This window comes from Arthrobacter sp. AFG20 (assembly GCF_002892795.1).
Taxonomy (GTDB): Bacteria; Actinomycetota; Actinomycetes; order Actinomycetales; family Micrococcaceae; genus Arthrobacter.
The window spans coordinates 250,401-271,875 of the sequence record NZ_PJMC01000005.1; the positions used below are offsets into that span (position 1 = coordinate 250,401).

The window sequence follows — 21,475 nt, forward strand, 5'->3', positions numbered from 1 at the left end:
TTGGGGAACTGGTCCTTTTGGGACCTTTCGAATTTACACCCAACTTCCGGCGAAACATTTTGCATCCCGGGCAACCGGCCGTAGAATCAGTTTGAGTCAATTTGACTATAACTAACCGAGGCAGGCCGCAAGCGGGCTTGCCGATCGCAGCGAAGCGGGTGATTACCGTGTACACCACCTCAGCCAACGTGGCCGAGCGGCAGTCCGCGCCGCCGTCGCTCGCCATTTCCACGGTGATTTTCGCGCTCCGCCCCAGCGAGTCCTCCGGCCGGCCCACCCTGTGGATCCCGTTGGTCCGGCGGATCCGGGAGCCCTTCAAAGGGCTATGGGCCCTGCCCGGCGGTCCTCTGACCCACGCTGAATCCCTGCAGGACGCTGCCTCGCGGAACCTGAGGGAAACGACCGGGCTGGCACCCAGCTATCTCGAGCAGCTCTACGCCTTCGGCGGCATGCACCGCTCGCCCACGCAGCGCGTGGTGTCCATCGTCTACTGGGCACTGGTCCAGCCCACCGAAGCTGCCCTCGCGGACGAATCCGAGAACGTCCGGTGGTTCCGCGCCGACAAGCTTGGCAGCCTGGCCTTCGACCACAACGGGATTGTGGAATACGCCCTCTGGCGCCTGCGGAACAAGCTGGCCTACGGCTCCATCGCCTATCACTTCCTGGGGGAATACTTCACCCTCGCCCAGGTGCGCGAGGTCTACGAAGCCGTTTTGGACACGCAACTGGACCCCGCCAATTTCCGCCGGCAGATCAAGTCGACGCCGGAAATCGAAGAAACCGGTGAATTCCTGCAGGGCGGCAAGCACCGCCCGCCGCGTCTTTACCGATTTACCGGCCGCCCCGGCCTCGACCCAGATAACAGGAGCACCCCATGAGCAGCGTCAACACTGCCATCCAGCTGATCACGCGTGAACAGGCCGAGAAGGCCACGGCAGCAGGCACCGGCGGCACCTGCAGCCCGGCGCTCGCCAAGGGGCCCTGGGAGTATGACCTCGCGGAAACGCTCGCCGGTGTTCCGGCCTACGGTCCCGGAGCCTCCAGCGCGGACGTTGCACCTGCCTCCACGCCGCGCCAGGGCCAGCTTCCCGAGGAGTACAAGCTGGCCGGCGAAGCTGAGCTCGATGCCCGGATCCGGGCGGCCAAGGCGGCGCTGGGTGACCGGGCCGTCATCCTGGGCCACTTCTACCAGCGGGACGAGGTTGTCCAGTACGCCGACTTTGTTGGCGATTCCTTCCAGCTGGCCAACGCCGCGCTGACCCGGCCCGACGCCGAAGCGATCGTGTTCTGCGGCGTGCACTTCATGGCCGAAACCGCTGACACCCTCTCCACGCCGGAGCAGGCTGTCATCCTGCCCAACCTCGCTGCCGGCTGCTCGATGGCTGACATGGCGGACGCCGATTCCGTGGAGGACTGCTGGGAGCAGCTTGAGGAAATTTTCGGCACCGAGCCCGACGCCCAAGGCCGCGTCCCGGTCATCCCGGTCACCTACATGAATTCCTCCGCGGCGCTGAAGGCGTTCTGCGGCCGGAACGGCGGCATCGTCTGTACGTCCTCCAACGCCAAAACGGTACTCGAATGGGCCTTCGAGCGCGGCCAGCGCGTGCTGTTCTTCCCGGACCAGCACCTCGGCCGGAACACGGCCAAGGCACTGGGCGTCCCGCTCGAGCAGATGCCCATGTGGAACCCCCGCAAGGAACTTGGCGGCAACGACGAACAGGCCCTGCTGGACTCCCGAGTGATCCTCTGGCACGGATTCTGCTCGGTGCACAAGCGCTTCAGCGTGGCCCAGATCGAGAAGGCCCGCGCCGACTTCCCGGGCGTCAACGTCATTGTGCACCCCGAGTGCCCCATGGAAGTGGTGGACGCAGCCGACTCCGCCGGGTCGACGGACTTCATCCAAAAGGCCATCGCAGCAGCCACTGAGCCCACGGTCTTCGCAATCGGCACCGAGATCAACATGGTGAACCGGCTGGCGGCCCAGTACCCGCAGCACACCATCTTCTGCCTGGACCCGGTCATCTGCCCGTGCAGCACCATGTACCGGATCCACCCCGGCTACCTGGCCTGGGTCCTCGAAGAGCTCGTCGCAGGACGGGTGGTCAACCGCATCACCGTGGACGACGACGTGCAGCAGGACGCCAGGACGGCACTCGAGCGCATGCTCGCCGCCAAGCCCCAATAGAGAGCCCGCAATGACCATCCCCAGCGAAAACGGAACGGCAGGCCGCCGGCTCGCCGTCGTCGGCAGCGGCATCGCCGGCCTCTACGCCGCGCTGCTCGCGGCGGAATCAGGCGCCGACGTGGTGCTGCTGACCAAGGGCGCGCTCGCGGACAGCAACACGTACTTCGCCCAGGGCGGCATTTCCGCCGTCCTCGACGAGCCGGCTCCCGGAGACACCGTGGCCGCGCACATCGCCGACACCCTGAAGGCCGGCGCCGGGCACTGCAACCCGGCGGCTGTCCGGGTGCTCTGCACTGAGGCGCGCCGGGACATCGCCGGGCTCGGACGCTTCGGCGTCCGCTTTGACCTGGACAACGACGGCGACCCCGCCTTGGGTCTCGAAGCCGCCCACTCCGCGCCGCGGATCCTGCACGCCGGCGGCGACGCCACCGGCGCAGGCATCGCCAACGCCCTGATCTGCGCCGTACTGGCCGCGCAGGCCACGGGCAGGATCCGGCTGCTGGGCCACGCCAGCGTCACTGCACTCCTGCAACAGGGCCGGCGGGTCACCGGCGTTGAGTTCCTGCAGGACGGCCAGCCGGGCAGCATCCAGGCCGACGCCGTGCTGCTGGCCACCGGCGGGGCGGGGCAGCTGTTCGCGCAGACCACCAACCCTGCCGTTGCCACCGCGGACGGCCTGGGCCTCGCCTGGCGCGCCGGCGCTGCCGTCGCGGACCTGGAGTTCTTCCAGTTCCACCCCACCTGCCTGGTCCGGCCGGACCGGGCACCGGCAGCCGGGGGAGCAAAGTCCGACGACGGTCAGGATCCGTTGCTGATCTCCGAGGCGGTGCGCGGCGAGGGGGCCATCCTCGTTGACGCGCACGGCCGCCGCTTCCTGCACGGCTACCACCCCGACGCCGAACTCGCCCCGCGCGACGTCGTTTCCCGCAGCATTGCCCTGCACCTGGCCGCGCTCGGCGACCCCAACGGCCACGTCTACCTGGACGCCCGGGCCATCGAGGACGCCAGGGGAGCAGGGTTCCTCAAGCGCCGCTTCCCGACCATCACACGGCGCACCCGCGAAGCCGGCATCGACTGGACCAGGGAGCTCGTCCCCGTCGCGCCGGCCGCGCACTACTGGATGGGCGGCGTCTCCACCGACCTGCACGGCCGCACCACCGTCCCCGGGCTCTTTGCGGCCGGCGAAGTTGCCTGCACCGGCGTCCAGGGCGCCAACCGCCTGGCAAGCAACTCGCTGCTCGAAGGACTCGTTTTCGGGAGGCGGGCTGTTGAAGCTTTCCTTGGTGACGCTACTACGCTTGGGCCGTCGCAAGACAGCACTACTCCGCCAGGAGCGTCGGCTGACGGCACCCCTCCGCGTGCTAGCTCGGCCGCTAGCGGCCTCCCTTTGACGCACGCTTCCGGGGCACCGTCCGCCGACGCTTACGTCCGCCTGTCGGGCGACTGGGAGGATAGTGACCGAACCGCTGCGCCCTACCCCGAGGGAAATATGGGAGATGCCGCACCCCGGGAGTTTTCACGTGGTGCCCTGCGGCGGCTGATGACTGCTCAGGCCGGGGTGCTCCGGACCGGCGGGTTGCTGCGGGAGGCGGGGGCCGCGCTTGCCGAGTGGGCCGCCGTCGTCCGTCCTGAAGCGGTGCCGCAGGCAGCGGACCCGCGGACCCATGAGGACGCCAACCTGCTCCTCGCCGCGCAGCTGCTGGTCCACGCCGCCCGGGAACGAACGGATTCCCTGGGAGCGCATTACCGGGATGACAGCCAGCCGGCAGACCTTCCAGTCGGCAACCTAGACGAAGAATTCAGAATGAGCCCGAAAGCGAGCCTTGTCCATGACTAGCCTGACCCTCCCTGCCGCACCTGTCCGCGAGATCCTGGAGCGGGCCTTTGCGGAGGATGCGCCCAGCGGCGACATCACCTCGCAGCTGCTGATCCCGGCCGAGGCCAGCGCCACCGCGGTGCTCAACGCCCGCGTCCCGGGCGTCTTCAGCGGCGGCAGCGTGTTCCGCGACGCCATGCTGATGGTGGACCCGGACACGCAGGTGGAGCTGCTCGTGGCCGACGGCGAGGCCTTCGCCGCCGGAACAAAGCTGGCACGGGTCACCGGCCGGGCGCGCAGCGTGCTGCTGGCCGAGCGGGTCGCCCTGAACCTGGCGCAGCGGATGAGTGCCATCGCCACCAAGACGGCAGAATTCGTGGCTCTGGCCGCCGGCACCAAGGCCCGTATCACCGACACCCGCAAAACCACCCCCGGACTGCGGGTCCTGGAACGGTACGCCGTCCGCTGCGGCGGCGGCGCCAACCACCGCTACAGCCTTTCCGACGCCGTGCTGGCCAAGGACAACCACCTGGCCGTCATGACCGGGGGAGACCCGGCACGGCTGACCGCCCTCCTCGCCGACGCGAAGGCACAGCTGGGACACACCACGCATTTCGAGGTGGAGGTGGACAGCGCCGAACAGATCGAACCCGTCCTGGCCGCCGGGGTGGACACCATCATGCTGGACAACTTCAGCCTGGAGGAACTCCGTGCCGGCGTCCGCCAGGTCGGCGGGCGGGCCGTCGTGGAGGCCAGCGGCAACGTCAACCTCCGCACCGTGGCGGACATCGCCGCCGCCGGCGTGGACGTCATCTCCGTCGGCGCCCTGACCCACAGCGTCACGGCCCTGGACCTCGGGCTGGACGTCGAACTGACAGTGGGGTGAGCACACCATGATCTTCCTGGACGCAGCAGCCACAACACCCGTCCGCCGGGAGGTGCTGGAGGCCATGTGGCCCTACCTCACCGGCGAATTCGGCAACCCGTCAAGCCACCACTCGCTCGGTGACTCCGCCGCGCGGGCGCTCGCGGACGCCCGTAAGACCGTGGCCGCGGTGCTGGGCTGCAGGCCCGGGGAGATCACCTTCACGTCCGGCGGCACCGAGGCGGACAACCTCGCGGTCAAGGGGATTGCCCTGGCGCGGCAGGCCGCGGACCCGGCGCTTAACCGGGTGGTGATCAGCGCCGTCGAGCACCCTGCCGTGGAGGAGTCCGCACGATACCTGGAACGCTTCCACGGCTTCACCGTGGACGTCGTGCCCGTCGACGGGAACGGAACCGTGACCCCCGAGGCACTCGCCGCGGTGCTGCGGGACGAAACCGCGCTGGTCAGCATCATGTACGCGAACAACGAGGTGGGGACCGTCCAACTGGTGGCTAAACTGGCGGATCTGGCGCGGGGGCGGGGAATTCCCTTCCACACCGACGCCGTGCAGGCCGCCGGCTGGCTGCCGCTGGATGTAAGGGCGCTCGGCGTGGACGCCCTGAGCATCTCCGGGCACAAGCTCGGGGCGCCCAAGGGCAACGGGGTCCTGTTCGTCCGGGGCCGGACCTGCATCGAGCCCCTGGTGCACGGCGGCGGCCAGGAACGCGGCCGGCGCTCAGGCACCGAAAACGTTGCCGGCGCGGTGGCCCTGGCCACCGCCCTCACCCTGGCGCACGCCGACCGGCCCGCGCTCGCGGCCCGCGTCACGGGCCTGCGCGAGCGTTTTATTGCCTCGGTGCTGGGCAGCGTTCCGGGAGCCTTGCTGACCGGCCATCCGTCCGAACGGCTGCCCTCCGTGGCGTCGTTCTGCTTTCCCGGCACCAGCGGGGAATCCGTGCTCCTGGAACTCGAGCGCCAGGGCGTGGTCTGCTCCAGCGGCTCGGCGTGCGCGGCCGGATCGGACGCGCCGTCACCGGTGCTGGTGGCACTTGGCATCGAAGCGGAGGTGGCGCAGACCGCCGTGAGGTTCAGCTTTGATTCGTCGGTGACCGCCGCCGGCCTGGAGGCTGCCGCCGCGGCGGTGACGGCCGCCGTCGGAAGCGTCCGGAACCTGGGCGGCGTGCCGGTCAGCTAGCGGCCGTGACGGGGTTGGAAAGCTCTCCGATCCCGCCCACCCGGCAGGTGACGGTGTCGCCTGGCTGGATGCCGGCGCTCGCCGCCGGGAAACCGGTGAGGACCAGGTCGCCGGGGTGCAGGGTCATGAACGAGGTCAGGTAGACCAGGATCTCGTCCACTTTCCAGCCCAGGTCCGCGGTGCTTGCGGCAGGCAGTTCGGTGCCGTTATGCACGACGCCGACAGGCAGGTCCGCATGGTCCAGCCCGGTGACGATCCAGGGGCCGGCCGGCGTGAAGGTGTCCTGGCTCTTGGCACTCAGCCAGAGCTCGTCAGACTTTTGCAGCTGGCGCGCCGTGACGTCGTTGCCGATGGTGTAGCCCAGAACCGCCGACCGCGCGTTGCCGAGGGTCAGGTTCTTCGCTGTCCGGCCAACGACGACGGCCAGTTCCGCCTCCGGCTCCACCAGTCCGATTCCGGCCGGCAGTTCAATCGCCTCGCCCGGGCCGATCACGCTGGTGGCTGCCTTGTGGAAGGCCTGTGCCGGAAGGTCCCGGCCGGCCTGCCCGGTGTTGTGGGCCATCCCCAGGACATTGGCGGGCACGCTTGGCGCCAGGAACGCGAAGCTGTCCTCGGAGACCTGGGTCCCGGGTTCCCAGCCGTCACGGTAGCCACTGCCGGCGTTGGCGCGCGAGCCGGGGAACGGCGACCCGACCACCGTCCAGGTTTGTCCCGCAGTGCCCGCGAAGTCCGCGGCGTCGTTGGCCACGAAGAACTGTTCGGGAAGCTGTCTCTCGTCCGGGTCTGTGTTTGGGGGCGCGTCCGCGGACGGGGACGACGACGGGGCAGGGGCGAGGGGACGGACGCGGGCGATCCGCCGCGGGGGAGCAGGGGTCATCCAGCCATCGTATGTGCGGGGCGGAGCGGCCCCGAACTCAATGACGTCAGTACAGCTCGCCGACGGGGATCTCCACAGCCAGCCGGTTGGCCGGGCCGGCGAGCGGGCAGGCCCAGGCCTCGTTGTAGGCGCACGACGGGTTGTAGGCAAAGTTGAAGTCCAGCACATACTGGACTTCCTGGCCCGAACCGCGGATGACGCCATGGAAGGCGCCCTTGATGGTGTCCAGGAGGTACCGGCCCGCGCCATAGCTTCCGCCGGGTTGGCCAGCGGTGGCGTCCCGGAACGGAACGAAGATGCCGCCCCCGTAGCCCAGCAGCTTCCACACGGCCAGTTGTCCCAATTCCGGCAGGTCGAAGGTTCCCAGCCGGACAAACCGGACCACACCGTCTGTCCCCGATTCGACGTTCATTTCCCGCCCGGCACCTTCCTTGGTGAGGGGGACGTAGAAGCGGTAGATGGGATCGTAGTCGGCAGTCTTGAGGCCGTAGAAGGACGCCTTGGCCTCGGCCGTCAGGGCGGACGCCTGATGCGTGCCGAACATGCGGTCGCGTTCCTGGCGCCAGTAGGCGTGGGCTTCCTCGGGGCTGTCCGCGGCGATCTTGCGCACAGTGTCGTAGAGGGCGAAAGTCCGCAGCCGCCAGTCTGCAATGTCGAGCGCGGACATGTTCGCCAGGGTCTGCTCCGCTGCGTCCAGCTCATATTCGGCCATGACATCAGCCTAGACCCCTTGTGGCGCCCGTCCGCCCAGGGCGCCGGCAAAGCGGGAGACCGCGAAACGCTGGCCGGCAGCCTCCGGATGGGACCGGAGTCCCGGTTAGGCTGGAGCCATGACAGGGATCACGGCTTCCGGACGTAAGGGGATCGCCGCCGTCGCACTGTTGGCGGTGGGACTGATGGCCGGCTGCAGCAGCGACGGCAAGGGTTCGCCCGCCTGGACCGCGGAGCCGGGCACTAGCCCGGCGACCGGTCAGGCATCGGGGTCCGCGAGTACCTCCGCAAGCGCATCGGCCGGTGCCTCTGCGACGGCCGGGGCCACAGCAGCGGCGTGGAAGGTTTTCGCCGACCCTGCCAAGACCGTGAGCTTCGAGCTTCCGCAGAACTGGATTGCCCAGTCGGTTGAACCTGACAAGGGAACCCTTCCCGGTGCCGTGAAGATCGAGGTCAAGGACGCGGAAGGCACCTATCTGGCCACCCTGCAGACGGGCCTGCCGGCTACAGCGGCAGCCAAGTGTGCCGCTTCCGCCCGCAAATCCTACGTCGTCGTCAGCAGTGTCCCCGTCGAGTTGCCGCACAGCGGCGGGCAGGGGACCATCGACCCGCATGTGGTGTTCCGGGTGATCCAGGGCTACCGCTACTTCGGCTCCTACGGCATCACCAACCTGGTGGGCGGCGCCGATTCCAAGGCCTGCCAGCTGCAGAACGTGGTGCAGGGCCTGGCGGGCAAGGGGAACTACTCGTTCAGCGACGTGCGTTCCCTGGAGGCGTTTGCGCCGGACGAAAAAGTGGCCCCGGCCAAGGCCTTCGACACGCTTGACCAGGCCGCCGGCTACGTCAACGAGGGCTCCGAATTCGCCAACGTCCAGCGGATGCTAATGTCTCTGAAGATCCAAAACTAGTCCCGCTGCGCCTCCGGCACATCCCCCGTCCGCAGCCGCGACTGGCTGACGCCGCCTCACACCCCGGAGACCCATGGAACGAACTGTTGCTGCCCGCCTGGTATTCAAGACCGTGGCCGACACCAAGGTGGCGATGGCCATCTCCGTTGCGAGGAACGCCGGCTACACGTCCTTTGAGGAGAACCTCAGCGTGACGGCGGGCGGGGAACAGGTTCCGCTGACTGAGCTTTCGGACCACCACGGCGGCAGGTTCCACTACATGGAGTTCGCCAACCCCACGGAGGTCACGGTGGATTACTCGGCGACCGTCGGGGGCCGTGCCGAACCTGAGGATGCCGCGCTGATGGAGCTGATCCGCTACGTCCGGCCCAGCCGCTATGCGGAGTCCGACCGGCTGCTCCCCACGTCGTATGCGGAGTTCGGCGGACTCCAGGGCGAGGAGCTCCTGCACGCCGTGCGCAACTGGGTCTTCAATGAACTGCGCTACGTCAGCGGCTCCTCCCGGGGAACCGACGGCGCCGTCGAGACCCTCCTGAACCGGCGGGGAGTCTGTCGGGACTATGCGCACCTGGCCATCTCGCTGCTGCGCGCCAAGAACGTGCCTGCGCGGCTGGCGGCCGTCTATGCGCCGGGTCTTTCCCCGATGGACTTCCATGCCGTGGCCGAGGCCCATATCAACGGGGCGTGGCACGTGATCGACCCCACCGGCCTCGCGCCCAGGGAGGCCATGCTGCGCATCACAGCGGGGCGCGATTCCTCGGACACAGCCTTCCTGTCCACCGTGGGCGGCAGCCTCTCCCTCCGGGAAATCCGGGTCACCGCCACGGTCGCCGGCGAGCTGCCAGCGGACGATCCGGACAAGCTGGCCGTCATCCGCTGACCGGAACTCTCCGCTTAACTGGCGTCCCGCCGTCGGCCGTCCGACGGCGGGACCACCTGCCGTCCCGCTAACGGGACGGCAGTGACGCGCGCAGCTTCTCCGTGAGCCGCAGCAATTCCCGCTGCTCCGCTGCCGTCAGTGCCGGGGCTACAAGCTCGGCGATGTCCCGCACGTGCTCCCGGCCGATTTCCTTCTGTAGCGCGGCACCCTCCTCGGTGAGTTTGAGCAGCACGCCCCGGCCGTCGTCCGGGGCCGGCTGGCGCTCCACCAGGCCGCGTTTCTCCAGGCGGTCCACCAGCCTGCTCAGGCTGGACTGGCTCAGGAGCACGTTGTCGTTCAGTTCGTTCAGCCGCAGCCAGCCGGACGGGCACCGGGACAGCGTGAACAGCACGTCGTACTCGTTGACCGCCAGGTCCCGGAAGGCGGGGCCGGACTGCAGCCGCCGCATCACAGCCACCTGCGCGCGGAACAGTGACTCCCAGGTTTCCGCGGCCAGCCGCACCGCCGACGTCCCTGAAGCTGCCCGGGGTGTCATCGAGACTCAGTTGGGGAGGCAGCCGTTTCTTCGGCTGCGATCCGTGCGGCCACGCGTCCGGCGTGCGTGGGCGGAGCCGGGATGTGCGCAGGCGTGCGGTCTGCGTACTCCGTGCGCAGCACCGGAAGGACCTCCTCGCCGAACAGGTCCAGCTGCTCCAGGACGGTCTTCAGCGGCAGGCCTGCGTGGTCGATCAGGAACAGCTGGCGCTGGTAGTCGCCGAAGAACTCGCGGAAGGTGAGGGTCTTCTCGATGACCTCCTGCGGGCTGCCGACGGTCAGCGGGGTCTGGGACGTGAAGTCCTCCAGCGACGGGCCGTGGCCGTAGACGGGGGCGTTGTCGAAGTACGGCCGGAACTCCTTCACGGCGTCCTGGGAGTTCTTCCTCATGAAGAACTGCCCGCCCAGCCCCACGATGGCCTGGTCCGCCTTGCCGTGGCCGTAGTGCTCGTAGCGCTCGCGGTACAGGCTGATCAACTGCTGGTAGTGCTCCTTGGGCCAGAAGATGTTGTTCGCGAAGAACCCGTCGCCGTAGTAGGCAGCCACTTCCGCGATCTGCGGGCTGCGGATGGAGCCGTGCCACACAAAGGGGGACACGCCGTCGAGCGGGCGCGGGGTGGAGGTGAAGTTCTGCAGCGGTGTGCGGAACTTTCCGGACCAGTTGACGGTGTCCTCATCCCACAGCTTGCGGAGCAGGCTGTAGTTCTCGATGGCGAGCTCGATGCCGTCCTGGATGTTCTTGCCGAACCAGGGGTAGACCGGGGCGGTGTTGCCGCGGCCCAGCACCAGATCCACGCGGCCATCGGCGAGGTGCTGCAGCATGGCGAAGTCCTCGGCGATCTTGACCGGATCGTTCGTGGTGATCAGCGTGGTGGCCGTGGACAGCGTGATGCGCTCGGTCTGGGCGGCGATGTACGCGAGGGTGGTGGTGGGGGAGGAAGAGAAGAACGGCCGGTTGTGGTGCTCACCGATGGCGTAGACGTCCATGCCGATTTCTTCGACCTTCTTGGCGATCGCCACCGATGCCTTAATGCGCTCGTGCTCGGTGGGGGTCCGGCCCGTGGTGGGGTCCTGGGTGATGTCGCTGACGCTGAATACGCCGATCTGCATGATGAGCCTTCCGTTCGCCGAAGTGTTCGGGCCTGTGCTACCAGTGTACCCGATTTACATGCATTTGCATGTACTGCCCTCAACGTCCCCGGCGCCAGGATATTCCCGCGGCCTCTTGAGCCCGCCGGCAGCCCTGGTACCCGGACACCCCGCCCGTCCGTACGTATAAACGGCAGGCCTGCTGATGGCCTCGGCTGACCGGACGTCGCCTGAGGCCGCGGGCGCTGGACGGGACGCCCCGCGGGCGGGATAATCCACACCACCACAAAGCAAGGCGCCCAGCCATATCCACCACTCAACGGGGCCCAACTCCAGTGTTGTCGGACTCTCTTGCATGCAATTGCGTTGGATGGTCAGATGCAAGACGCCGCCATGGAGGGAGAGGCCATGACCACACAGGATGCCCGACGAATGAGTGCAGGCCCGGTATCGGTCCGCCCCCTGCGTGAGGCGGACCTCGATCGCGCGGACGAGATCGTCAGGGCCGCGTTTGGGACGTTCCTGGGGATCCCCGATCCTTTCGGGACCGCGGACTATGTACATACCCGCTTTGCTGCCGACCCGCAGGCCGCCTTCGCTGCGACGCTCGACGGTGAGCTCGCCGGATCCAACTTCGCCGCCAACTGGGGCAGCGTCGGGTTCTTCGGCCCGTTGACTGTGCGTCCGGACCTGTGGGACCACGGCGTCGGCAAAAGCCTGATGGAGCCGGTCATGGACTGCTTCGCATCCTGGGGGAATAGCCACCTCGGCCTATTCACCTTCTCGCACAGCCCCAAACACCTTGAGCTCTACCGCCGCTACGGCTTCTGGCCGCGGTTCCTGACAGCCGTAATGCGTAAGCAGGTCGTGGCCCCTGCCGCGGTGCCCGGCCGGCTGACGTATTCCGAGCTGTCCGGCGCGGACGCGGCAGGCTACCTCGATGCCTGCCGTGCCCTGACCGACGCCGTGTACGAGGGTCTGGACCTGCAGCGTGAAATCATGGCCGCTCACACACAGGGACTCGGCGACACCGTGCTGCTACCGGGCGAATCAGGTCTCGACGGGCTGGCCGTGTGCCATTGCGGACCGGGATCGGAGGCCGGCGCGGACGTGTGCCTCATCAAATTCGGTGCCGTACGCCCCGGCCGGCAGGCCGGTGACAGATTCGAGCTGCTGCTCGACGCCTGTGAGCAACTGGCAGCTGAGCGTGGACTGGGCCAGCTCGAAGCCGGGATGAACCTGGGCCGCCCCGATGCCTACCAGCGCATGGTCGCCCGCGGTTTCCGTACCGGGTTGCAGGGCGTGACCATGCACCGGCCCAACGAACCCGGCTACAGCCATGCCGATGCCTACGTGATCGACGACTGGCGCTGAGCGGCTGTGGCAACGAAGGGCCGCCCTGCGGACGTGAAGCGGCTGGGGGTCAGTCGGGGGAGCCCGGGGCGGCGCGCCGTCCGCTGAGCTTGGGCACCATGCCGGTGGTCCAGTCCGCGAACTCGGCGTCGACGTCGTCATGGGCGGGGGAGAAGCCGGGCCGCTGCTTGAGCTGGCGCAAGAGCTCCTTCTTCTCCTTCCGACCCTCCACCAGCCGGTACAGCACGGGGACGAGCACCAGCGTCAGCGCGGTGGAGGACACCAGGCCGCCGATCACCACGATGGCCAGCGGCTGCGAAATGAACCCGCCCCCGCCCGTCATGCCCAGGGCCATGGGGGTCAGCGCGAAAACCGTGGCCAGCGCGGTCATGAGGATGGGCCGGAGCCGCTGCCGGGCGCCGTGGGTGATGGCGTCGGCAACACTCATCCCCGGATTGCCGCCACGCGGATTCCGGTACTGGTTGATCAGGTCGATCAGTACAATCGCGTTGGTCACCACGATGCCCACGAGCATCAGCATGCCGATCAGCGACGGCAGCCCCAGCGGCACCCGTGTGACCAGGAGCAGGGCAACCGCCCCGGTGGCGGCGAAAGGCACCGAAACAAGGAGGATCAGCGGCTGCACCAGCGACTTGAACGTCGCCACCATGATCACGTAGACGATGGCGATGGCGGCCAGCAGTGCCAGGCCGAGCTGCCGGAATGATTCTGCCTGCTGGGTGGTTGCGCCGCCGATCTCCGCACTCACCCCGGCGGGGAGGTCCACGGTTTTGAGGCGCTGCTGCACCTCCGCGCTGACGGCTCCCAGGTTGGATCCCGACGGCGTGACGGACACCTGCGCGGTCCGCTGCCCGTTGCTGGAAGTGATGGAGACGGGGACGTCAACCTGTTCGACGGCGGCAATCCGGCTGAGCGGGACCGGGCCGGAGGCGGTGGGGAGCGGGATGTCGCGGAGGGCGGCAATGCTGGTGAAGCGTTTTCCTTCGCCGATCTGGACGGGGAAGTCGTCCGTGTCGATGCGGACGGTGCCTGCGGGGACGGGGCTGATGGTGGAGGCGAGGACGCCCGCCACCTGCTCTTCGGTCAGGCCGGCGGCAACGGCCTTGGCCCGGTCAACCTTCACCTGCACCACGGGCTGGCTGGCAGCCAGGTTGGTGGTCACCTCACTGCTTCCGGGAACTCCGGTCAACGCCTTGACCATAGAGTCGCTGGCCTTCCGCAGGTCCTCGGAGGTGGCCGCCTTCAGGGTGACGTCCACGGTGGAGGACGTTCCGAAGCCTCCCTGCTGGGAGCCGACGGAGATCTTGCCGGCAGTACCTGCCGCCGCCAGTTCGCTGCGGACGGTGTCCTGCAGCTTGCCCTGGTTTGCTTTTTCTTCGGTGACCACGGTGAAGGAGGAGTTGGAGGCGCCCGAGGACGTCAGCGCGGTGAAGCCTGCCTGCGCATTGCCGGAGGTCACCTGGACGTCCCTGATGCCGTCGATGCCGAGGAGCACGTCCTCGACCTTCCGGGCCGCGGTGCTGGTGTCTTCGAGGCTCGTGCCGGCGGGAAGCTCCTGCTTGACCGTCATGCTGTTCTCGCCTGAACGCCCCAGCAGGTCGGTGGCGAGCAGCGGCGTCATTGCGGCGGTCCCGCCGAGAACCAGGACCGCGGCGATCAGCGTGAGCACGGGGTGCTTCTGGGTCCTGTTCAGGACGGGAAGGTAGCCGCGCTGCAGGAGGCTGCGCTGCTCGGCCTCGTGTGCCTGGGCCTGGACTTCCCGGGCGGAGCGCGGGGCCTCGCCGGCTCCGTTGGGGGAGCTCTTCAGGAACCAGTACGCGAGCACGGGAACGATGGTCAGGGACACCAGGAGCGAGGAGAGCAGCGCAATGGTGACCGTCAGGGCGAACGGCCGGAACAATTCCCCCGCGAGTTCGCCGACAAAGGCGATCGGGAGGAAGACGGCCACTGTCGTCAGCGTGGAGGCGGTGATGGCGCCGGCCACCTCGCGGATGGAGGTGAGGATCGCGGTGAGCTTGGCTTCGCCGTAGCTCAGGTGCCGCTTGATGTTCTCGATCACCACGATCGAGTCATCCACTACCCGGCCGATGGCGATGGTCAGCGCCCCGAGCGTGAGGATGTTCAGCGAGTACCCCGTGCCGGACAGGCCGATGAAGGTGATCAGCAGAGAGAGCGGAATGGAGACGGCGGTGACCAGGGTGGAGCGGACGGACATGAGGAACAGGAGGATGACGGCAACCGCGAAACCGAGGCCCAGGAGGCCCTCCGTGGTGAGGTCCTTGATGGACTTTTCGATAAAGGGTGCCTGGTCGAAGACGGGGGTGAACTTGGCGTTCGAGCCAAGCTCCGCCTCGAGTTGTGGCAGCAAATCCTTCACCGCGTGCGAGATTGCCACGGTGTCGCCCTCGGGTTTCTTCGTCACCGAAATGGCCAGCGTTTCGAGGCCGTTCGTCCGGGTGATGGATGTGCGCGCGTCATCCTTGATGCTGACGTCGGCCACAGAACCGATGGTGATGCCGGCTTTGGCCCCGCTGAGCGGCAGGGACTTCACCGCGGCCAGCGAGTCCACCGGGCTGCCGATCTGCAGGGAGAGGCTTTGGCCCTTCTCCTCAATCGTGCCCGCCGGAACAAGATCGCCGTTGTTGGTCAGGGCATTCCGGACCGACTGGATGCTGGCACCGCCGGCGGCCATGCTGGCCGCGTTCGGCTGGATCAGGATGTGCCGGTTGGCGCCGCCCGTCACGTCGGCGCCCCGGACGCCGTCGAGCTTCTGCAGCCTCGGTACGGACAGCCGCTGAAGGTCCGTGTTCAGCTCGCTCAGCGGCTTGTCGGAGGAGACGGCGAGGAAGACGATCGGGAAGTCGCTGATGCTGCCGGCGATGGCCTGGGGTTGGACGTCGTCCGGGAGCGTCCGCTTCGCGTTGGAAATCGCCCGGTCGATCTGGTTCCGGGCCCGGTCCAGGTTGGAGCCGTAGGTGAACACCAGGCTGATCTGCGAGACGCCGTTGCGGGAGGTGGACGACGTCGACTCCAGGCCTTCGACGCCGTTCAGCGCCGTCTCCAGCGGCCGGCTGACCTGCTTGTCCACCACCTCGGGGGACGCCCCCGGCATCGACGTGATCACCGTGATCCGCGGGAACTCAATCGAGGGAATGAGTTCCTGTTTCAGGGAGGACATGGTGATCACGCCGAACACCGAGGCGAAGATGGTGATCAGCGCGATGAGCGCGCGGTTCCCGAGGGATAGATGGGCCAGCCGGAACATCGCATGATCTCCTGGGTCGACGGACTGTTTGCCTTCGGTGGTGCCTGCCGCAACCCGCGCCGGTCAGCGCTGAACGGTTACCGCTGGACTGCGGGCGACGCTTCCAGCTGGAGGCTCTTGGCGGTGGCCTTCTCGAGCTCCGCCGCGAGCTCCGGGTTTTCGTTGAGCTTGATGCCGTAGCCCGGCATCATTTCCTTGAGCTTGGACTGCCAGCCCTTGAAGTTCTTGGGGAAGGACTTCTGCAGGAGCTCGATCATGATGGGAACGGCCGTGGAGGCTCCCGGTGAAGCGCCGAGGAGGGCGCCGACGGAACCGTCGCGGGCGGCAATCACCTCGGTGCCGAACTGCAGCACGCCACCCTTCTTCGGATCCTTCTTGATGATCTGGACACGCTGGCCGGCGGTGATGAGTTCCCAGTCGCCGTCCTTGGCCTCGGGGTAGTACTCGCGCAGCGCCTCCACCTTGTCACCGTGGCGCTTGGCCACCTCTTTGACCAGGTAGGCGGTCAGGTCCATGTTGTCCTTGGCCACGGCGAGCATCGGGATGATGTTGCTCGGCCGGATGGACAGCGGGAGATCGAGGTAGCTGCCGTTCTTCAGGAAGTTCGTCGAGAAGCCGGCGTACGGGCCGAACAGGAGGGAGCGCTTGCCGTTGACGTAGCGCGTGTCCAGGTGCGGCACGGACATGGGCGGCGCGCCGACGGAAGCCTGGCCGTAGACCTTGGCGTTGTGCTGGGATGCGAGGGACGGGTCGGTGCAGCGGAAGAACTGGCCGGAAACCGGGAACCCGCCGAAGCCCTTGCTTTCCGGGATGCCGGAAGCCTGCAGCAGGTGCAGCGCTCCGCCGCCCGCGCCGACGAAGACGAACTTGGCCCGGATGCTGCCGCGCTCACCGGAAGCGGGGTGCTTGAGCGAAAGGTCCCAGCCGCCGTCGGACGCCCTGCGGAGATCGGTGACGTCGTGGCCGTAGTTGATTTCGACGCCGTTGTTGGCAAGGTATCCGGTCAGCTCCCGAGTCAGGGCGCCGAAGTCGACGTCGGTGCCTTCGGCAGCGCGGGTGGCGGCGACGCGTTGCTTCGTGTCGCGGCCCTTGACGATCAGCGGCGCCCACTTGGCGATCTGCGCGAAGTCCTCGGAGTACTCCATGCTCCGGAACAGGGTGTGCTCCTTGAGCGCGTTGTACCGGTTCTTGAGGAAGGTGGAGTTGTCGTCGCCGATGACGAAACTCATGTGCGGAACGGTGTTGATGAAACCCTTGGGCGAGCCGATCAGGGAGTTGTCCACCAGGTGGGACCAGAACTGGCGGGACAGCTGGTACTGCTCGTTGATGTGCAGTGCCTTGGCAGGATTGACCGAGCCATCTTTGGCTGCGGGGGAGTAATTAAGCTCACACAGGGCGGCGTGTCCGGTACCGGCGTTGTTCCACGGTCCCGAGCTCTCCAGGCCCGCCTCGTCGAGCCGCTCGAACAGCGAGACGGTCCAGTTGGGTTCGAGCTGCTTGATGAACGCACCCAGTGTGGCGCTCATGATGCCCCCGCCAATAAGGACGACGTCGGCATGTTGGGTCTTGGAAATGAAGGTCACAATCAGTCTCCCGTAGGCGGCTCTGGCTGTCACAGAATATCCCTGTACCGCCCTCTAACTGAAATTGCGCCCCTGCGTCAAGGCCTCAGCTGGACCTTCGTGAAAACTTCATTTAATACCGGCGAGGCGGGATAGCTGATCACGCGGTCGGACAGGGCCAGTGCGGAGATCGGGAAAGCGATGGGGACGGCGGGCAGGGACTCCGCGATCTGGGCGTTGATGGTCTGGTACTGCTGCGTGCGTTCCTGGCCGTCCGGAAGTCCGCGGGCGCGGTCGATCTTGGAGAACACCTGCGGGTCCTGGTAGCCGAACTCGCCGTTCTTCTCGCCGAAGAGCGGGGCGAGGAAGTTGTCCGCGTCGGAATAGGAACCGTTCCAGCCGAGCAGGTGCAGGGCATGGTCGCCGGGGTTCTGCACCTTCTGCAGGTAGCCGTCCGTCCAGTCCACGGGGACGGGCTGGATGTTCAGTCCCACCGCCGTGAGCTGGCGGCTGATCTCTGCATAAACCTTCTCCGGGGTGGGCAGGTACGGCCGTGTGACGTTCATGGGGTAGTAGAACTTCAGGGCCTGGCCCTTGTAGCCGGCCTCTGCCAGGAGTTCCTTCGCCTTGCGGGGATCATAGCCCAGTGCGGGCGCGTTGTTGTTGAACCCGCTCAGCTTGGGCGGAACGAACTGCGAGGCCTGGGCGGTGTTGTCGATGAAGAAGCGCCTGATCAGCGTGTCCTTGTCGATGGCCAGCTCGATGGCCTGGCGGACCTTGAGGTCCTTCAGCACCGGAATTTCCTGGTTCATGCCGAGATACATCACCGAGAACGGGTCCCGCTGGATGATCTGCTTGCCGCGCTTGACCAGCTGGTCGAAGTTTCCCACCGTGACGGAGTCATAGCCGTCGATCCTGCCGTCCAGCAGGGCCTGCAGCCGCGTCTGCGGGTGGTCGTAGGTGACGAACCTGAGGGTGGCGATCTGTCCCCGGGTGCCCCAGTACTCCTTGTTGTCCGCGAGTGTGACTCCCGCGCTGTCCCAGGCGGAGAAGCGGAAGGGGCCGGTGCCCACAGGATGGGTGGCGTAAGCGGAAAGTGCCTGGCTGCCGCGCCGCAGGCTGGGCTGATCGGCCTTCCCTGCGGCGAGTGCCTTGGGGGAGGAGATGGCAAACGCGGGAAGCGTCAGGGCCTGCAGGAAGCCGGTGAAGCGTTCCGTAAGGCTGATCCGCACCCGCAGCGCCGACAGGGCGGTGCAGGATTTGAAGACGGACAGCTCCGGATGGTCGGCGTGCTCCTTGAAGACTCCCTTGAAGGTGGTTCCCGGAGCCTGCTTTCGAAGGGCCTCGGAAAAGTTGAACCAGCGGTCGAAGTTGGTGCAGACGGCGTCGGCGTTGAAGGGGGAACCGTCGTGGAACCTGATGCCTGGGCGAAGGGTGAAGGTGTAGGCCAGGCCGTCCGACGATTCCGTCCACTGTGTTGCCAGCAGCGGCGTGGGCTCGCCCGTAGTCTGGTCGACGCCCACCAGACCTTCCAGGATCTGCCGGGTGACCCGCTGCGATTCGACGTCGTTGGCCAGTGCGGGGTCCAGGCCCAGAGGCTGCGAGGCCGTGCCGAATGTGAAGGTTTCCGAAGGGGCAGCGGCTGCTGTTGTGGTGCTTGCCGCAACGGACGACGGCGTGGGCTGGGCTTCGCTCGTGCAGGCAGTGAGCGACAGGCCCAGAAGGGCGGCACCGGTCTTGAGGGCCGTACGGCGCGGGATACTGCTGCTGGGCACTCGATTACCACCTCTGGACTGCTGGGGTGCGCGTGGGCGGCTGTTGCCCGGCACCCAGTCTAATTGACGGATCGCGGACCCCTGGCTTATGCGTGAGCCAGGACACGCCGGGGCCCGGAGCAGCAAGAGGCCGCGGTCCGCACTGTCGGGTGCGGACCGCGGCCTCTGCCCGGGAGGATTCCCGGATCAGGTCCAGCGACTACTTGGGCATCAGCACCGAGTCCACGAGGTAAACGGTGGCGTTCGCCGTCTGGACGCCGCCGCAGATCACGTTGGCGCCGTCCACCTTCAGGGCATCCTTGGTCCCGGTGACGGTTACCGATCCGCCCTGCACGGTCTTGTGCGTGCCCACGATCTTGTCCGGGGTGACCTGGCCGGGGACCACGTGGTAGGTGAGGATCTTGCTCAGGAGGGCATCGTCCTTCTTGAGGGTCTCGATCGTTGCCGCGTCGACCTTGGCGAAAGCATCGTCAACAGGCGCGAACACCGTGAACTCGCTGCCGTTCAGCGTGTCAACGAGGTTGACCTTGGGGTTCAGCTTGCCGGAGACGGCGGCTGTCAGGGTCTTCAGCAACGGGTTGTTCGAGGCTGCGACGGCCACGGGGTCCAGGGCCATGCCTGCGACGGAACCCTTGCCGCTGGGGACCTGCTTGGCGTAGCCGGCACAACCCGGTCCGGCGAGATTGGCCGCCGGATCCATGGCCGCCGTCGAGGTCTCTGACGGTGACGGCGCCATGCTGGAGGCGGACGGCTCGGCGGCCGCCGGCGAGCTGCTGGTCGTGCCGGCGGAGCCGCCGCATGCGGTGAGGCTCAGCAGAGCTGCGGCTGCAATGCCTGCGACGGTGAAGGTTGAGCGCTTGAAAGACTGCATTTCGATTCTCCTTAGTTGTGCCGACGAACGGGATCGGAGGGGCTGCGGAGCCTCCGGTGATCCTTTTCCGACTGTGGGGCACCGGCCTGTGGTTCCAGGCTGTTGGGCGGTGTCTCACTGGGTATTCGCCTGGCTGGCAGCAGCGGATGGGTGAACAGCTAAAAATTTTCTGGCGGCCTCGTGGTCGGCCCGTTAAACGAAGAAATCCCGGGCCGTAACCCGGGATTTCCTGCTCTTCACTTTTGTGCGCAAGGGGGGACTTGAACCCCCACGCCCGAAGGCACAGGAACCTAAATCCTGCGTGTCTGCCAATTTCACCACTCGCGCCCGGCTCCGCGCGCTGCCCCTTCCTGCTGTCACCAGCAGGACGACGTACGACGGCGGATGCCAGCCTCAATTGTACCGTCACCTGTGCGGTCCTTGCGGCGGGCGCCGGTTTCGCTGGACGGTGTTGTCCCGCGCCGGCGCCGGCCCGGGGTGTTGGGAGCGGGTCGGGGTTGTTAGGCGCAGGGTTAACGAACCTCTTCGAGCTTGAGGTCCTTGCGCAGCTTGGCGACGTGCCCGGTGGCCCGGACGTTGTACTGGGCCACGGCGACTTTGCCGTCCTCGTCCACCACCACGGTGGAGCGGATGAGGCCCTCGTAGGTCCGGCCGTAGTTCTTCTTCTCGCCCCACGCGGCGTATGCCTCGGCAACGGCGTGGTCTTCATCCGACAGGAGGGGAAAGGTGAGGCCCTCGGCGTCGGCAAAGCTGGCCAGCTTGCCCACCGGGTCGGGCGAGATCCCAAGCACTTCGTAGCCGGCAGCCTGAAGGGATGCCAGGCTGTCCCGGAAGTCGCAGGCCTGCTTGGTGCATCCGGGCGTGGCGGCGGCTGGGTAGAAATAAACTATGGTGTTCCGGCCTCGGAAGTCGCTGAGGCTGACGTCTGCTCCCGTTGCATCCTTCAGTGTGAAGCCGGGGGCGGTGTCGCCCGGCGTAAGTTTTTCAGCCAACGTTGTCTCCTTGTTTTCGTGCAGGACATTCCAGCTTAGTGAGGCGTCGTGCCGGGTACTAATCAGGCTTAGTTATACTTGGTGGTATGCCTGATATGGATCGCTGGCCCACGGGGCGCCTCTTGTCCACGGCGGCCCGCCTTGTAGAGCACTCCTGGAACGAGAAGCTGGGTGCCATTGGCCTGACCCATGCCGGTGTCATCGCCATCGAGGTGCTCTACAACAGCGGCCCCATGACGCAGGCGCAGCTTGCCCAGCTTGTCCGGGTGCAGGCCCAGACCATGGGCAAGACGCTGAGCCGCCTCGAGTCGCACGGGCACATCGTGCGCCAGCGCAGCACGTCGGACCGGCGCAGCCACGTCGTATCGCTCACGGAGCGCGGCACCGAAGCCGTCATGGCTGCAGCAGACATGGAGCGGTCGGTCCTGGCCGCGGCATCTATCGACCCGGACCGGCTGCGCCAGGAACTTCAGGCCGTGGTCCGGGAGCTGGCCAAGCGCTTCGCATCGCCGGAGACCAGCGCCATTGTGGCCGGAGCTGACGCCGGGCTGACCGTCGAGGCAAACTCCTAGCCCG

At 67.1% G+C, this 21,475-nt stretch carries 18 protein-coding genes and 1 tRNA gene; 9 read left to right on the plus strand and 10 right to left on the minus strand.

The genetic code is table 11. The features are described 5' to 3' along the window. Positions 1-167: 167 nt before the first annotated feature. The 5 genes from CXZ05_RS08170 to CXZ05_RS08190 are packed head-to-tail and all read left to right on the plus strand — an operon-like array spanning position 168 to position 6,061. Entirely contained in the window at positions 168-878 is a 711-nt protein-coding gene (locus CXZ05_RS08170) for an NUDIX domain-containing protein (RefSeq protein ID WP_102972211.1), read from the plus strand. Beyond that, positions 875-2,185, plus strand: a complete 1,311-nt coding sequence (gene nadA / locus CXZ05_RS08175) for a quinolinate synthase NadA (protein ID WP_102972102.1) — start codon at positions 875-877, stop codon at positions 2,183-2,185. Before CXZ05_RS08170 ends, nadA begins: the two co-directional genes overlap by 4 nt. 10 nt (positions 2,186-2,195) lie before the next feature. Then, the gene (nadB, locus tag CXZ05_RS08180) at positions 2,196-4,022 is read left to right on the plus strand and encodes an L-aspartate oxidase (RefSeq protein ID WP_102972103.1); all 1,827 of its coding nucleotides are present in this window, start codon (positions 2,196-2,198) and stop codon (positions 4,020-4,022) included. Beyond that, on the plus strand, positions 4,015-4,887 hold the full coding sequence (gene nadC / locus CXZ05_RS08185; protein ID WP_102972104.1) for a carboxylating nicotinate-nucleotide diphosphorylase: 873 nt from the start codon (positions 4,015-4,017) through the stop codon (positions 4,885-4,887). Before nadB ends, nadC begins: the two co-directional genes overlap by 8 nt. A 7-nt stretch (positions 4,888-4,894) precedes the next feature. After that, on the plus strand, positions 4,895-6,061 hold the full coding sequence (locus CXZ05_RS08190) for a cysteine desulfurase family protein (protein ID WP_102972105.1): 1,167 nt from the start codon (positions 4,895-4,897) through the stop codon (positions 6,059-6,061). Here the strand turns inward: CXZ05_RS08190 and CXZ05_RS08195 are convergent. Next, positions 6,054-6,938 carry a fumarylacetoacetate hydrolase family protein gene (locus CXZ05_RS08195; RefSeq protein WP_102972106.1) on the minus strand — a complete coding sequence of 295 codons (885 nt, stop codon included), beginning with the start codon at positions 6,936-6,938 and terminating at the stop codon, positions 6,054-6,056. The genes CXZ05_RS08190 and CXZ05_RS08195 overlap by 8 nt on opposite strands. A 46-nt stretch (positions 6,939-6,984) precedes the next feature. Further along, positions 6,985-7,650 carry a DUF1684 domain-containing protein gene (locus CXZ05_RS08200; RefSeq protein ID WP_102972107.1) on the minus strand — a complete coding sequence of 222 codons (666 nt, stop codon included), beginning with the start codon at positions 7,648-7,650 and terminating at the stop codon, positions 6,985-6,987. 118 nt (positions 7,651-7,768) lie between these two features. Here CXZ05_RS08200 and CXZ05_RS08205 point away from each other — a divergent pair, with 118 nt between their 5' ends. Both CXZ05_RS08205 and CXZ05_RS08210 read left to right on the plus strand, forming a co-directional pair. Further along, positions 7,769-8,557, plus strand: coding sequence for a hypothetical protein (locus CXZ05_RS08205; RefSeq protein ID WP_102972108.1), 789 nt, complete (start codon positions 7,769-7,771; stop codon positions 8,555-8,557). Between the two features lie 73 nt (positions 8,558-8,630). Then, positions 8,631-9,437 (plus strand): transglutaminase family protein, encoded by an 807-nt coding sequence (locus tag CXZ05_RS08210; protein WP_102972109.1) that lies wholly within the window; start codon positions 8,631-8,633, stop codon positions 9,435-9,437. A gap of 67 nt (positions 9,438-9,504) precedes the next feature. On the opposite strand, the gene CXZ05_RS08215 is transcribed toward CXZ05_RS08210, so the two are convergent. Both CXZ05_RS08215 and CXZ05_RS08220 read right to left on the minus strand, forming a co-directional pair. After that, positions 9,505-9,972 (minus strand): MarR family winged helix-turn-helix transcriptional regulator, encoded by a 468-nt coding sequence (locus CXZ05_RS08215; RefSeq protein WP_102972110.1) that lies wholly within the window; start codon positions 9,970-9,972, stop codon positions 9,505-9,507. Beyond that, a complete protein-coding gene (locus tag CXZ05_RS08220) occupies positions 9,969-11,081 on the minus strand; it encodes an LLM class flavin-dependent oxidoreductase (protein ID WP_102972111.1) in 1,113 nt (370 codons plus the stop codon). Before CXZ05_RS08220 ends, CXZ05_RS08215 begins: the two co-directional genes overlap by 4 nt. A 387-nt stretch (positions 11,082-11,468) precedes the next feature. Here CXZ05_RS08220 and CXZ05_RS08225 point away from each other — a divergent pair, with 387 nt between their 5' ends. Next, positions 11,469-12,434 (plus strand): GNAT family N-acetyltransferase, encoded by a 966-nt coding sequence (locus CXZ05_RS08225; protein ID WP_102972212.1) that lies wholly within the window; start codon positions 11,469-11,471, stop codon positions 12,432-12,434. Positions 12,435-12,483: 49 nt separating this feature from the next. Here the strand turns inward: CXZ05_RS08225 and CXZ05_RS08230 are convergent, their stop codons facing one another. From CXZ05_RS08230 to bcp, 6 genes are all read right to left on the minus strand, one after another. After that, positions 12,484-15,699, minus strand: a complete 3,216-nt coding sequence (locus tag CXZ05_RS08230; protein ID WP_102972112.1) for an efflux RND transporter permease subunit — start codon at positions 15,697-15,699, stop codon at positions 12,484-12,486. A 77-nt stretch (positions 15,700-15,776) separates the two neighbouring features. Further along, on the minus strand, positions 15,777-17,282 hold the full coding sequence (locus CXZ05_RS08235; protein ID WP_102972113.1) for a malate:quinone oxidoreductase: 1,506 nt from the start codon (positions 17,280-17,282) through the stop codon (positions 15,777-15,779). Between the two features lie 77 nt (positions 17,283-17,359). After that, positions 17,360-19,036, minus strand: coding sequence for an ABC transporter substrate-binding protein (locus CXZ05_RS08240; RefSeq protein WP_180987321.1), 1,677 nt, complete (start codon positions 19,034-19,036; stop codon positions 17,360-17,362). A 199-nt stretch (positions 19,037-19,235) separates the two neighbouring features. Further along, the gene (locus CXZ05_RS08245; RefSeq protein ID WP_102972114.1) at positions 19,236-19,907 is read right to left on the minus strand and encodes a fasciclin domain-containing protein; all 672 of its coding nucleotides are present in this window, start codon (positions 19,905-19,907) and stop codon (positions 19,236-19,238) included. Positions 19,908-20,152: 245 nt separating this feature from the next. Further along, positions 20,153-20,234 (minus strand) — tRNA-Leu (locus CXZ05_RS08250). A 185-nt stretch (positions 20,235-20,419) separates the two neighbouring features. Next, complete coding sequence (bcp, locus tag CXZ05_RS08255) at positions 20,420-20,899, minus strand: thioredoxin-dependent thiol peroxidase (RefSeq protein ID WP_102972115.1); 480 nt, start codon at positions 20,897-20,899, stop codon at positions 20,420-20,422. A gap of 95 nt (positions 20,900-20,994) precedes the next feature. Between bcp and CXZ05_RS08260 the strand changes: the two genes are divergently transcribed. Beyond that, positions 20,995-21,471, plus strand: coding sequence for a MarR family winged helix-turn-helix transcriptional regulator (locus tag CXZ05_RS08260; RefSeq protein WP_102972116.1), 477 nt, complete (start codon positions 20,995-20,997; stop codon positions 21,469-21,471). The last annotated feature ends 4 nt before the right edge of the window (positions 21,472-21,475 follow it).

Coding starts and splice junctions, on each gene's coding strand:
- CXZ05_RS08205 (WP_102972108.1), top strand. CDS start 7,769: ATGACAGGGATCACGGCTTCCGGACGTAAGGGGATCGCCGCCGTCGCA.
- CXZ05_RS08195 (WP_102972106.1), bottom strand. CDS start 6,938: ATGACCCCTGCTCCCCCGCGGCGGATCGCCCGCGTCCGTCCCCTCGCC.
- nadC (WP_102972104.1), top strand. CDS start 4,015: ATGACTAGCCTGACCCTCCCTGCCGCACCTGTCCGCGAGATCCTGGAG.
- CXZ05_RS08200 (WP_102972107.1), bottom strand. CDS start 7,650: ATGGCCGAATATGAGCTGGACGCAGCGGAGCAGACCCTGGCGAACATG.
- CXZ05_RS08190 (WP_102972105.1), top strand. CDS start 4,895: ATGATCTTCCTGGACGCAGCAGCCACAACACCCGTCCGCCGGGAGGTG.
- nadA (WP_102972102.1), top strand. CDS start 875: ATGAGCAGCGTCAACACTGCCATCCAGCTGATCACGCGTGAACAGGCC.
- nadB (WP_102972103.1), top strand. CDS start 2,196: ATGACCATCCCCAGCGAAAACGGAACGGCAGGCCGCCGGCTCGCCGTC.
- CXZ05_RS08220 (WP_102972111.1), bottom strand. CDS start 11,081: ATGCAGATCGGCGTATTCAGCGTCAGCGACATCACCCAGGACCCCACC.
- CXZ05_RS08210 (WP_102972109.1), top strand. CDS start 8,631: ATGGAACGAACTGTTGCTGCCCGCCTGGTATTCAAGACCGTGGCCGAC.
- CXZ05_RS08230 (WP_102972112.1), bottom strand. CDS start 15,699: ATGTTCCGGCTGGCCCATCTATCCCTCGGGAACCGCGCGCTCATCGCG.
- CXZ05_RS08225 (WP_102972212.1), top strand. CDS start 11,469: ATGACCACACAGGATGCCCGACGAATGAGTGCAGGCCCGGTATCGGTC.
- CXZ05_RS08245 (WP_102972114.1), bottom strand. CDS start 19,907: ATGCAGTCTTTCAAGCGCTCAACCTTCACCGTCGCAGGCATTGCAGCC.
- CXZ05_RS08215 (WP_102972110.1), bottom strand. CDS start 9,972: ATGACACCCCGGGCAGCTTCAGGGACGTCGGCGGTGCGGCTGGCCGCG.
- CXZ05_RS08260 (WP_102972116.1), top strand. CDS start 20,995: ATGGATCGCTGGCCCACGGGGCGCCTCTTGTCCACGGCGGCCCGCCTT.